The 13,307-nt window shown below is 61.1% G+C and carries 7 protein-coding genes; 3 read left to right on the forward strand and 4 right to left on the reverse strand.

The window, feature by feature from the left end; translation table 11 throughout:
• Positions 1-43: 43 nt before the first annotated feature.
• The gene (locus DX909_RS15935; RefSeq protein ID WP_128546186.1) at positions 44-2,026 is read left to right on the forward strand and encodes an ELWxxDGT repeat protein; all 1,983 of its coding nucleotides are present in this window, start codon (positions 44-46) and stop codon (positions 2,024-2,026) included.
• Between the two features lie 98 nt (positions 2,027-2,124).
• On the opposite strand, the gene DX909_RS15940 is transcribed toward DX909_RS15935, so the two are convergent.
• The 4 genes from DX909_RS15940 to DX909_RS15955 all read right to left on the reverse strand — a co-directional run bounded on the left by DX909_RS15940 (position 2,125) and on the right by DX909_RS15955 (position 8,514).
• Positions 2,125-3,801 carry a sulfatase family protein gene (locus DX909_RS15940; protein ID WP_128546187.1) on the reverse strand — a complete coding sequence of 559 codons (1,677 nt, stop codon included), beginning with the start codon at positions 3,799-3,801 and terminating at the stop codon, positions 2,125-2,127.
• Positions 3,802-3,834: 33 nt separating this feature from the next.
• Complete coding sequence (locus DX909_RS15945; protein WP_128546188.1) at positions 3,835-7,158, reverse strand: glycosyl hydrolase; 3,324 nt, start codon at positions 7,156-7,158, stop codon at positions 3,835-3,837.
• Between the two features lie 76 nt (positions 7,159-7,234).
• On the reverse strand, positions 7,235-8,092 hold the full coding sequence (locus DX909_RS15950) for a sugar phosphate isomerase/epimerase family protein (RefSeq protein ID WP_128546189.1): 858 nt from the start codon (positions 8,090-8,092) through the stop codon (positions 7,235-7,237).
• A gap of 50 nt (positions 8,093-8,142) precedes the next feature.
• The gene (locus tag DX909_RS15955) at positions 8,143-8,514 is read right to left on the reverse strand and encodes a hypothetical protein (protein WP_128546190.1); all 372 of its coding nucleotides are present in this window, start codon (positions 8,512-8,514) and stop codon (positions 8,143-8,145) included.
• 202 nt (positions 8,515-8,716) lie between these two features.
• On the opposite strand from DX909_RS15955, the gene DX909_RS15960 reads away from it, so the two are divergent.
• Both DX909_RS15960 and DX909_RS15965 read left to right on the forward strand, forming a co-directional pair.
• Positions 8,717-9,811, forward strand: a complete 1,095-nt coding sequence (locus DX909_RS15960; protein WP_128546191.1) for a FecR family protein — start codon at positions 8,717-8,719, stop codon at positions 9,809-9,811.
• Positions 9,812-10,033: 222 nt separating this feature from the next.
• Entirely contained in the window at positions 10,034-13,297 is a 3,264-nt protein-coding gene (locus DX909_RS15965; RefSeq protein ID WP_164851302.1) for a TonB-dependent receptor, read from the forward strand.
• Positions 13,298-13,307: the final 10 nt, after the last annotated feature.

A 13,307-nucleotide genomic window follows, 5' to 3' on the forward strand; every position in this document is an offset into this window, starting at 1 on the left:
GCCGAACAGTTAGTTAACGAATCCACACCATTTTCCCTCTTGTATGAAACACCTCTCTATCCGCATCCTGCTGGGGTGCTGGCTGTGCCTTGCGGGCGGCCTGGTCCGCGCCCAGAATCCGCTGGCCCTGAAAAACTTTCCGGGCGGTATCAATGAAATCATCAACCTGAACGGCACGATTTACCTGAGCGCCAGCGACGGAACCAAGGGGATGGAACTCTGGAAGAGCGACGGTACGGCCGCCGGAACCGTCCTGGTCAAAGACATCAACCCCGACGCGGCCGGCTCCACCCCCGCCCGCCTGACGGTCAGCAACGGCCTCCTCTATTTCACGGCCACCAACGGCCAGAACGGCATCGAACTCTGGAAAAGCGACGGCACCGGCCCCGGCACGACGATGGTGAAAGACATCTGGACCGGCCTCAACTCCTCCACTCCGCTGCTGCTGACCGACGTAAACGGCACCCTCTACTTCCGGGCCGACAACGGCCAGAACGGCATTGAACTCTGGAAGAGCAACGGCACCGATGCCGGCACGACGATGGTGCGCGACATCCGGTACGGCGCCAATTCCTCGGCCCCCACCCTGCTAACCAACCTCAACGGCACGCTGTATTTCAAAGCCACCGACGGCGTCTACGGAAACGAACTCTGGAAAACCGACGGCACCTCACAGAATACGGTCATCGTCAAAGACATCAACCCCGGCGCCAACGAGTCGGTCATCGCCGGCCTGACCAACATCAACGGCACGCTTTATTTTACCGCCTGGACGTCGGCCACCGGCTCCGAACTCTGGAAAAGCGACGGCACGGCCGCCGGAACCAGTCTGGTGAAAGATATCTATACCGGCCCCACCTCCGGGGAGCCGTTCGGCCTGATCGGCCTCAACGGGCAGGTGTATTTTAAAGCCTACGACTTCAATTACGGGACGGAGTTCTGGAAGAGTAACGGCACGGCATTCGGTACGACCCTGGTCAAAGATATTCTTCCGGGCAACGAGGGCCACGGGGTACCGGGCTTCTTCGTCAACGTGAACAACACGCTGTTCTTCACGGCCAACACCCCCAACGGCGGCCGGGAGCTGTACAAAAGCGACGGCACCACCAACGGGACGGTGCTGGTCAGGGACATCAACGGCACGGCGGAATCGTCCGAAATCGCCCACATGATCAATTTCAACGGGGTAGCCTATTTTGCCGCCAAAGACGCCGGCCACGGCATCGAACTCTGGAAAAGCAACGGCACCGACATCGGCACGGTCATGGTGGCCGACATCAACCCGGACGGCCCCGACTCGTCCCCCTCGAAGCTGACCCCCGTCAACGACGTGCTGTATTTTGCCGCCACCCAGAACGGCGTCGTCAAACTGTTCCGGCTGAATCCCGGTGCCGTGCCGCCCCCTCCTCCGCCCCCGGCGGCCGCCAACTACGAAGGCTACCTCGAAAAGGCCGAATGCAGTTCGATCCGGGGCTGGGTCTGGGACAAAAACCTGCCCAACGCGGCCGTGCCGGTGGAGATTTATGCCGACGGCAGCCTGATCGGGAAAGTGGACGCCAACATTTTCCGGCAGGATCTGAAAGATGCAGGCAAGGGCAACGGGATTCACGGCTACAGCCTCCCGACGCCGGTGGCCCTGAAAAATAACCAGCCGCATACGATCAGCGCCAAAGTGCAGGGCAGCAATTATATCCTGAAGTGGGCACCCAAGACGCTGACCTGCCCCTCCGGCAGCCGGATGACGGCCGGGTCGGCGGAAACCGGGCCGGAACTGGAAGTGGTGGTGCTGGGCAACCCCGTGCGGGGGCCGCAGGTGGAGATCGAGGTGCGGGGAGCGGAAGGCCAGCCGCTGCGGCTTCTGCTCACCGACAGCCAGGGTCGGCTGCTGGCCGAACAGCAGGTGGCCCGGTCCGGCGCGACCGAACGCCGGCAGCTTCAGCTTGGAAATGCCGGGGACGGCATCCTGCTGCTGCGGATCGCCAGTCCGGAACAGAGCCGCACCGTCAAGCTGCTGAAAGTTGACTAATCGTCAAATCGATGTTAAAACCGCTCCTTCGCAGCGGTTTTCCAAACAAAAAGCTCCCCGGAACGTGATGCCGCCGGGGAGCTTTTTGTTTACTGCGTTTACTGCGGGTCGCTTTCGAGCAGCTTCAGGGCTTCGTCGTCCTTATACCGGAGGATCTGCTGCCGAAGCTGGGCCTTCAGGTCGGCCGTGACTTTTTCGTAGCCCTTCTGTCCGTACAGGTTCTTCAGGTTCTGCGGGTCTTTCTGAATGTCGTACAGCTCCCAGAAACTGTCGGGGCCGTAGAACCGGGCGAGGGTGTAACGATCGGTGCGCAGGCCGAAGTGGGGCGCCACCCGGTGCGGTTCCGGGTATTCGTAGTAGTGGTAATAAGCCGCCGGACGAAAAGCCGCCTTCCGGTCGGTCAGTATCGGCAGGAAGGATTCGCCCTGGACGTAATCGGGAATTTTGGTTCCGGTCAGGTGCATCAGGGTCGGCGCCCAGTCGACGTTCGATACCACGTTCCGGACCTCCGTGCCGGGTTTGATCACGCCCGGATAGCGGATCACGAACGGCGTCTTCAGCGATTCCTCATAAATCCACCGCTTGTCGAACCAGCCGTGTTCGCCCAGATAAAAGCCCTGGTCGGAGGTGTAGACGACCACCGTGTTCTTCGCCAGCCCGGTTTTGTCCAGATAGTCGAGCAGCCGGCCGATGTTGCGGTCGAGGGAGTTGGCCGTCGCCAGATAATCCCGCATATACCGCTGGTATTTCCACTCCACCAGTGCTTTGCCGCTGAGCTTCTTCTCGTCGAACTCCCGGCTGATGCGGTTGTAATAGCCGAAGAAGGCCTTCTTCTGGTCGGGGGTGAGCCGCCGGTAGGAGCTTTCGCGCACAAAATTCTCCAGTCGTTTATCCAGTTCCGGGGTCAGCGGCTGGGTGCTGAAATTTGCCTTTCTCAGCACTTCCTTCTCCCCGGCCACCTTCGCTTCGTCGAGTTCGTAATCGACATGGACTTTGAGGTCTTCCTTGAGCCGCATGGTTTTCTCGATGCTCATGTCCTGCTTCTGCGCGGCCAGGCGGCCTTCGTAGTTGTCGTAGAAGGTCGGCGGCAGCGGGTAGGTGACGTTGTCGTAGGCACCCAGGTCCTCGAGGGCGGGCAGCCATTCACGATGCGTCGCCTTGTGGCCTACGACCAGAAAGAACGGCTTCGAGGGATCGCGCTTGTCGAGCCAGTCGGTCGACAGCTGCGTGACCACATCCGTGACGTAGCCGTTGTGCCGGGTGGTTTTTCCCTGCGAATCCACGAAGTCGGAATTGTAATAACTGCCGTGGCCGGGCAGAATGTTGAGATAGTCGAAGCCGTGGGGCAAGCTGCCGAGGTGCATCTTGCCGACCCAGGCGGTCTGGTAGCCGTTTTTCTGCAGCTCCTCGGAAAAGACCGGCTGATTGATGTCGAACACCTTCTCGTTGAATTTGTAGCCGTTCCGGTGGCTGAACTGCCCGGTCAGGAGCGTCGCCCGGCTCGGTCCGCAGATCGAGTTGGCCACCACGTTGTTAAACAGGATGGCGCCTTCCCGGGCAATCCGGTCGATGTGGGGCGTTTTCGCCAGCCGGCTGCCGTAGGCGCTGATGGCCTGCGAGGTGTGATCATCCGAGATGATGAAGATGACGTTGGGCCGGGCGGGCGCGGGCGCGGCCGTCTCCCCGATTTCGGGCGAAACGGCCGAAGCGCCGAGCAGGAAGAAACTTAGAAAACCCAGCCCTTTCAGGCCGTCGGGCAGGAAGCGGTTACGCATGACTGAGAGTATTTACAGGGAAAATACATCGTTTTACTTCTGAAGTACCAGCGTCACCGGGCTCATCAGCCCGGAGGGCAGCAGGGGCGAGTCGGGCCGGTAGAAGGGCATGGTCGTAAAAGTCACCTTGCTCTCGATGCCCGGCTGCGCATCCCCGATCAGGCGGTTCACCCAGAGGTTCGTCACGTTGATCTGCACGGTATTGCGGCCGGGTTTGAGGGCTTCCGTAATATCCGTCCGGAACGGTTTTTTCCAGACCGTGCCCATGTTTTTTCCGTTGACGATCACCTCGGCCAGGTTCTTCACCTCACCGAGGTCGATGACATACCGGCCTCCTTTTTCGATGGTCTTCAGGTCGAAGGCGTTTTCGTAGGAAGCCGTTCCCGAGAAGTATTTGATGCCCGGCTCGGCGTTCTCCGACCAGGAAGCCAGTTTCTCGAAGGTGGCCTTCTCCGGCGCTCCGCGTCCGGTCTGGAAGCGCACCGTCCAGGGGCCGCCCACCTGCGCCACCGGGGATTCGGTCACGGCCGGTTTCGTGTAGGCGGTCGTGGTGGCTTTCTCCCGGAACACGATGAAATAAGCATCCCAGGGATCGAACCGGAGCGGAACGACGGTGCGCCCGTCTTTAATCTGCCACGACACTTTCTCCACTTTCCCGGTCTGCGGGTGCCAGAGTTCAGGCACCCTGCCCGTCACGCGGAAGCTGACGACGGCCTGGTTCGGATTCTCGCTGCGGCTGTTGAGCCAGTAGATGTCCTGATCGCCGGTCTGCCGGTGCACATACAGCACCTCGGCACCGGCGTCCGTCACGTCCACGTCCTTTGCCAGTTTCAGGTCCTGAAGGGCGGCTTCGGCCGGTTTGGCGGAGACGTTGGGGCTGCGCCGGAGGTCGGCCAACACGGCCTGAAACTCCTCCGGTTTGTCGCTCAGGCTCGGGGAGCTTTCCGGCAGCGAGCCGGCCACTTTCATCCCGGCTTTGACCAGTTCGCTCATCTTTTTCAGCACCGGCAGGGTCATGTAGCGGGCCGAGGGGTCGAGCACCATCAGGTTGTAGGTCTGCCCGCTCGGCGTCACGATCTTCCCGTTCTGTACCTTCAGGGCGTTCAGCACGGCCGACGCGTTGACGAAATCATATTCATAGCCGGTCGGCACGTCCGCCAGCTTCTGGGTAAAGAGCGAAGTAATGTTGTTGTTTTCACCGTAGTAATACAGCACATCGACCACCGGTTTGCCCTGTTGGAGCAGGTAGCAGCTCCGGCCGAGATAATCCATCCAGGGTTTGGCCTGCTCGGCCCAGGTTTCCTGGCGGGTGAAATACTGCCCGAACGGCCCGAGCGAAAAGCCGGGTTTGCGGTCGTCGAGCGGCTGGTGGACGGAGGTATGGATCACGAAGCGGTTCAGGCCGGAAGCCATTTCCATGTCGGCCGTCCGTTTCAGCTTCTCGGGGTGGAAGGAGAAGGCGTTGCCGACGGAGGTCATCGACTCGGCCGCGACCAGATTCTGGCCGTAGATGTGGGCCACCGACGCCGACTCGCGGATGTCGGCCTTGCTGCGGATCTCCTCGTTGCTGCCGCCCGCCAGGCTGCCCGGCGTCCACATGGCCGACATCGGAATATCGGCTTTTCGCTTGACGTCCATGCCGTCGGCCAGATAGATGCGTTTGTTTTCGTGCGATTCGGTATACCGCTTCATGCCGCGCTGGTGCAGGGCGTCGCCGATCACTTCGTAATGGTTTTCGGCGATCAGCTCGCCGATGGTTTTGCGGAAGTCCCACAGAAACTTTTCACTGGCTTCCATGCTGTTGACCACCCGGCCCGTCAGCACCGGCACCCAGGGTTTGAGGTCGTAGCCCCGGCGTCGGGCAAACTCCTCGGGCAGGGCTTTGGTCCAGGTCATGTGGCCGGCCTCATAGCTGTCGAGCACCATGTACTGAAGGCCCTTAGCGCCCATCATGCCGCCGGTGGCGTCCTTATACATGTCGAGGTAGGTGTTGATGTATTTCCGGACGGCGTCCTTATCGAGCTTGTCGACCTCCATGCCGGTGGCTTCGGGCGAAGCCGGGTGGTTCTGGCGGCCCGTCAGCGAATAGCCCAGCCGCACCACGGTCCAGTTGCCGGCGGGGGCGTCCCAGTCGAGGGTGCCGTCGGGTTTCATGCGGGCGGTCAGGTCCACCACGTCGGCCACCGGAATGGCGTCAGCCGCGGCCTGGGCGGGCATGGTTTTTTCTTCCTTCCAGGGATTGAAACCGGCCTTATCCTCAAAGAGATTGACACGGTCCGTGGTATGCAGCACGATCTCGGCCACGTTCACCCCTTCCGGTTTGGGCGTTTCGGTTTTCAGGCCGGCCATGGCTGCGAACATATTCGGCTGGGGCTGAAGGGTTTTGAAGGTAAAGCGGAAAATCTTCGCCGTCGTGGGCGGGATGCTGAGGGTGTTCTGCGGCACGATGCTGCCCGGAAGGGCAACGACTTCGCGGAAGGTCGTCCCGTCGTCGCTGACCTTCAGGCTGCGGTTTTCCGGGCCGCCGTTGAATTCCTCCAGACCGATGTGGCTGGCGCCGGCGATGGAAAACGCCCGGATGGTCTGGGGGGTGTCGAACTCATACTGAATCCACATTTCCTCTCCCACCGCCCGGGGCGGCAGCAGACTGGCCGTCGCCACGTCGCCGTCCGTCAGCTGGTCGAGCATGAAGCTGCCCCCGCTGGAGCTGACCCGCGGTTTCAGTTCGGTAAAGGGTTTGTCGGAGGCCGGCAGCCGGTAAGCCACGACGAGGGCATCCTGATAATATTTCGGCAGTTCTTTGGTGACCTGACCGAGCATACCGCCCTTCGGCATCTCCACCTGCTGGAACGCGCCCGTCGTGTGGGGAGGCTGCGGCAGTTTGCCCGAAAACCGCTTGCCGCCCGCGACCCGGGTTTCGGTCCAGACGTATTTTTTCATGGCGTCCTGCGGCTCGACCCAGGGGCCGCCCGTCACGCTCCAGCCCGGCGAGCCGGCAATGGCCATTTCGAGCTGCAGCTGGTCGGCGAGCCGGGTGGTAAACTTAAAGGCCTCTTTCCACTCGGGGGTCATGAACACCAGTTTCTTCGGAACCACGAGGGGCGTAAACAGGCTGGCGTCGAAGTTCTGAAAACCGCCGATGCCGACCCGTTTCATCCATTCGAGGTCCTTCCGGATGCCTTCCTGGGTGATGTTGCCGTTCATCCAGTGCCACCAGACCCGGGGTCGTGCCGCGGGGGGGGGTGTCTGAAAACCGGTTTGCAGGGAACCGCCGGACTGCGACCATCCGGGCGAACTGAGGAGGGAAAGGGCAAGGAAGGCGGCAGCCGCCCCACCGTGCCTGCGGAAGTGGGTCATGAAGGTGAAAGGTTGGGAAAGGGGGAAGATAAAAAAAGGCCCGGATGGAAGTGTCCTTGTCCATCCGGGCTCCGGCTTACACGCTCAGTTTGCCGACGTTTTTGTAGCTGACGGCGATGGCTTCGAGGGGAGTGCCGCTCACGACGGCGTCCTGCTCCACAAAATAATGTTCGATCCCGGCGACCTTGCGGGCATCCAGAATGCGCTGGAAATCAATCGATCCGGTGCCGACTTCAGCAAATTCCTTCTTCTCGGTTTTCGCCATGTCCTTCAGGTGGACCAGAGGGAAGCGGCCGGGGTTCTGTTTGAACAGCTGAACGGGGTCCTGACCGGCCCGGACGGCCCAGTACAGGTCCAGTTCCATCTTCACCAGCTTCGGGTCGGTTCCCTTCAGCATTACGTCGTAAGGCACCTGCCCGTCAAGGGTCTGGAACTCGAAGTCGTGGTTGTGATACCCGAACTGGATACCGGCCTTGCGGCAGGTCTCACCGGCCTGGTTCAGCGTATCGCACAGTTTTTTGTAATCGTCGATGGTTTTACGGTCCTGCGGAAAGAGGAAAGCGCACATCATGAACTTCTGGCCGATGGCGGCCCCGTGTTCGACGGTCTGGGCCCAGTCCTGTTTCAGGTTGTTGGGCATGTAGTGGCCGCTGGGGGAGTTCAGACCCAGACCGGACAGCAGCGACCTGAATTCGGCGGGCGTTTTGCCGAAAAATTTACCGTTGCCGTAGCCGAAGGTTTCCACCTCCTTATAGCCGATGTCGGCCACTTTTTTCAGGGTGCCTTCCAGGTCTTTTCCCAGTTCGTTGCGGAGGGTATACAGCTGGAGGCCCACGTTTTTAATGGGTTTGGCAAAACCGGGAGCCCTGGTCAGGGCGGGCAGGGCCAGCGCCAGGGAGCTCGTTCTCAGAAATTCTTTACGGGATATTTTCATGGGTAATCAGGATAAGCAAAAACAAACGGAATACGGCTCGGGAACCGCCCTCAGGACTCTTTCTTGCCTTCAAAGACCGCCCCCTGGGCTTCCAGCGTAATGCCGGTCACCTTCTTCTCCCCATCCCGGGTAAACGTCAGCGTGGCCTGGCCGGAAGCGTCGTATTTGTCGGGCTCCTTCATCGGGACCAGTTCCCCTTCCTGCGCCCCCGTACTGACGGTCAGCTTGCCGTCTTTCACCCCGATGGTCAGGAATTCAAACGGAAGCCCCTCGAACTTGTATTTTCCGGCATACTGGGTCAGGTCCGTAGAATCGGAAGCCACGACCCGGACCACCGGAGCCGGTGCCGAAGGAGAAGAAGAGGCCGCATACACGGCGGAAAGGGAAGCGAAACAGGCCAGGGTCAACACAAGCTTTTTCATGCGATGCACAGATGGAATAGAAGGTACTATTGTATGATTTTAATACAATGATAAGCAAAGTTTTTTATTGCGTAAAATTTACGCAATAAAATTTAAGAAAACCCTTCTTCATAAAGTCTATTTTTTTAAAAAATAACTTCAACTCCGGAGAGTATAACCGCCGATCCGCGCTCTAATCAGGGTAGAAGGGAATGGAGGCCTCATGGATCGGTACCTGGATTTCGAAGCGGAAGATTTTATCGACGACCCGGACTTCCGGGACTGGGTGTTCCGGCCGTCGCCCGGGCTGGACCGGTTCTGGCGGGAGTGGCTGGCGGCCTTCCCCCACAAAGCCCCGGCGGTGGAGCGGGCCCGCATCCTTCTGACGGCCTTCCGGGGGGAGGAACTGCCGCTTTCCGAACGGCAGGAAAACACCAACATCGACCGCATTCTGGACCGCATGGCCGGAGACGAACCCCGGAGCAACCTCCGGCCGCTACCGGTCCGTCGGCTTCTGGCTGCGGCCGCGGTGGTGCTGGTGACCGGTCTGGCGGCTGCGCTCTTTCTCCGCACCCGCCGGCCCATCGTTCCCGAAACTGCCCGCGATACCCGGACCGCCCGGGCGGCCTCGCTCTTCCGTGAGGTGGTCAATTCCGGCCTGAAAACCCGGCTGGTGAGCCTCTCCGACGGCAGTTCGGTACTGCTCCGGCCTGGAAGCCGCCTGCATTTTGCGGAGAAGTTCACCGGCCGCCGTCGGGAAGTGTATCTGACGGGAGAGGCCTTCTTCGAGGTGGCCCGGGATGCCTCCCGGCCTTTCTTCGTCCATGCGGGGGGCCTGACGGCCCGCGTCGTCGGTACGAGCTTCCGGATTCGGTCGTATGCCAAAGACCGGGACGTGCTGGTATCGGTCAAAACCGGCCAGGTGGCGGTCTTTCCCCAGACGACCGGGGCGACGGCCGCCGACAACCGCCCGGAAGGCGGCCTGCTGCTGACGCCCCACCGCCAGGCCACCTTCGACCGCGGGGAGAGCCGGCTCCGCGAAACCCGCGCCGAAACCCGGCAGCCTTCCGGATTCCTGATCGAAGAACAGCCCTTTATGTTCCGTCATACTCCGCTTGTCGAGGTGTTCGATTCGCTGGAGAAAGCCTACGGCATCGACCTCGTGTACGAGGCAGAGACCCTGGAAAACTGCACGCTCACGGCTTCCCTCGGCGACGAACCCCTGCCGGAAAAGATTCGGCTGATCTGCGCCGGGCTTGAACTGTCGTACGAGATGCAGGACGGGCAGATCCTGATCTCCGGACAGGGCTGCCGCTAACCGATCCGTTTCACCCACAATCCCATCCGCCTATGCAGCACCTTTAAAAAAAGAGCCGACAGTGTTGCAGCACCGCCGACTCCTGAATGCCTTCCTGTCCTGATGGTTTCGAGCCGATCCTTTGCAGAGGACGACAGGAAGAACCTTGCCGAGTACCAAGAACCCAACAAAGCGATCAAAGCTATGAAAAAATGCCTATTTCTACCTGAAATTCGTATCCTTATGCGAATTAGCCTGGCCCATTTCCTGCTGCTTCTGCTCACCGGCTTTTCGTACGCCCGCCCCGTCCGGGCGCAGGAGGTGCTGAGTAAGAAGATCACCCTCTCCTACCGGAATACGCCGATCGAGCGTGTGCTGGAAAGCCTCGAAAAGGCCGCCGACGTCCGTTTTCTCTACAGCCCCGAGCTGATCGGCTCGGACCGGACCGTCAGCCTGGAAGTCTCGCGCGAGAAGTTTTCGGTCGTGCTCGAACAGCTCCTGAAACCGCTCCGGCTGCAATATGAAGTCTCCGGCCGGACCGTGGTGCTCCGGCGGGCCGCCGACGTCCTGCGTCCGGGCGAAACGCCGTCCGCTTTCCCAAAGGAGGGGCCGGCAGACCGTACCGTCGACGGAAAGGTAACGGGTGAGAACGGGGAAGCGCTGCCGGGTGTCAGCATTCAGATCAAGGGAACCACGCGCGGCACTTCGACCGGAGCCGACGGCACATTCCGGCTTACGGTTCCCGACGAAAACGCCACGCTGGTGTTCTCCTTCATCGGCTACCTGCCGGAGGAGGTGGCCGTGGGCAACCGCAGCACCTTCAATATCTCGCTCAAACCCGACATCAAATCCCTCCAGGAAATCGTGGTCGTCGGGTACGGGACGGTGAAAAAAGCCGACCTGACCGGTGCGGTTTCCACCATCTCGTCCAAAGACTTTCAGAATACCATCACCACCAACGTGGGACAGGCGCTGCAGGGCCGCTCGACGGGCGTCCAGGTGACGCAGAACACCGGCCGGCCCGGCGACAACCCCATCGTGCGGGTGCGGGGCGTGGGCACGACGGGTAATAGTAATCCGCTCTACGTCATCGACGGCGTCATCACCGACGGCGGTATCGCCAACATGAACCCGGACGACATCGAAACCATGACGGTGCTGAAGGATGCGGCTTCCTCGGCCATCTACGGCGCCCGGGCCGCCAACGGCGTGGTGCTGATCACGACCAAACGCGGCAAGGCCGGCCAGAGCCGCATCAGCTTCAACATGTATTACGGGACGCAGAAAGCCTGGCGCCTGCCCCGTATGGCCAACGCCACCGAGTTTGCCACCCTGCAGAACGAGGCCCGCACCAACGCCGGCCTGACCCCCTACTGGGGCCGCATCGACACGCTGGGCGTGGGCAACGACAAGGTGGCCGAAATCTTCCGGACCGCCCCCATCCAGGATTACCACCTGACCCTGTCGGGCGGTTCCGAAAAGTCGCAGTATTCGGTTTCTCTGGGGTATTTCGATCAGGTCGGGATCGGCATCGGGGTCAAATACAAGCGGTATTCGCTGAACGTCACTTCCGACCATCAGGTGGCGAAGAAACTGCGGTTCGGCAACAGCCTGTCGCTGACGCGGGGCGCCGAAACCAGCGGGGTCTGGAACGAGACGTTCGTGAACGCCATCCGGTTTTCGCCGACCATTCCGAAATACATGCCCGACGGCAACTACGGCTACGGCTCCCGGCCGGGCGAGCAGGTGGGCTACCTCTCCTCCCTCGCCAACGCCTACCTGTTCCAGAACGACCTGACCCGCTACCGGGTGCTGGGCAACCTCTACGGCGAATACCAGTTTACGCCCAACCTGAAGCTGCGGGCCACGCTCGGCGTCGACTTCCTGCTCGACAACGGCATCAGCTTCGTGCCGACCTACGCTTTCGGGGGCCGGACCAATTCGGTCAACACCCTCGACCGCACCAACGTCATCAGCACCACCTGGCTAAACGAAAACCTGCTTTCCTACGATAAGACCTTCGGCTCACACAGCCTCTCGGCGCTGGTCGGGCTGACGCAGCAGGCCAACCGCTACGACAACTTCACGGCCCACCGCGAGAGCTTCCCCAACAATGACATCCGGGTGCTGGACGCCGGGGCGCTCAACGACCGCGCCCGGGGCAGCGCGTCGGAGTGGTCGATCCGCTCGTTCATCAGCCGGGTGAACTACAACTACCAGGAGAAATACCTGCTGTCGGCCAACCTGCGGGTCGACGGTTCGTCGCGCTTCGGGGCCGGCAACCGCTACGGGGTGTTCCCGTCCTTTGCAGCCGCCTGGCGGGTTTCGGGTGAGAAGTTCATGGAAAACCTGAAAGCCGTCTCCGATCTGAAGGTCCGGGCCAGCTGGGGCCAGCTGGGCAACCAGGAGATCGGTCTGTACTCGTTCACGACGGGCCTGAATCTCAGCCAGAACTACGTCATCGGTTCCGGGCAGGGCATCGCGCCGGGAGCCGCTCCGACCGCCCTCGGCAACCCGAACATCAAGTGGGAAACCACCACCATGCAGGACATCGGCATCGACCTGTCGCTGTTCAACAACCGGGTGTCGCTGACGACCGACTACTTCGTCAAGAACACGAACGAAATGCTCGTGCAGGTGCCGATTCCGGGCACGACGGGCGTTTCCACGGCTCCCTTCCAGAACGTGGGCGCGGTGCGGAACTCCGGCTTCGAGCTGGCCCTGACCTACCGGCAGTCCGCCGGCGATTTCCGGTACGACGTCAGCGCCAACCTGACCACGATCAAAAACCGGGTGACCTCGCTGGCGGGCCTGCCGATCATCTCGGGCGTTTTCAAAACCGCCGAGGGCCAGCCGATCCAGTCCATCTTCGGCTATGTGCAGGAGGGCGTGTTCCAGACGCAGGAGGAAATCACCAGCCACGCCACCCAGCTCAACGCCAAACCGGGCGACATCAAGTGGAAGGACGTGAACAAAGACGGCGTCATCAACGACCTCGACCGCGATTACATCGGCAACACCATCCCGCGCATCAGCTACGGTTTTACGGGGAACGCCAGCTACAAGGGCTTCGATTTCAGCCTGTTCATTCAGGGCATTCAGGGCCGGGAGGTGTATCTGGACGGCACCGGCGGACGGCGGCTGATGGATAACTTCGACAACACCACGGCCGAATACCTGAGCCGCTGGACCGGCCCCGGAACGAGCAACCGCGTGCCGCGGCTGGTCTGGGGCGACCCGAGCAACAACCGCCGGGTGTCGAGCTTCTGGGTGAGAGACGCCGGCTATATGCGGATCAAGAACGTGCAGCTGGGGTATACGCTGCCGAAGGGTACGCTGGGCGTCGGCCGCATCCGGGTCTATGCAAGCTGCCAGAACCTGCTGACGATCACGCCCTATCCGTGGTTCGACCCGGAGGTGGGCGCCGGCATCGACAACAACTTCACCACCCTCATGACCTATCCGCAGCCCCGGACGATCCTGGGCGGTCTGAACATCGACTTTTAATCTGCCGAAT

This window comes from Larkinella soli (assembly GCF_003703975.1).
Classification (GTDB): Bacteria; Bacteroidota; Bacteroidia; order Cytophagales; family Spirosomataceae; genus Larkinella; species Larkinella soli.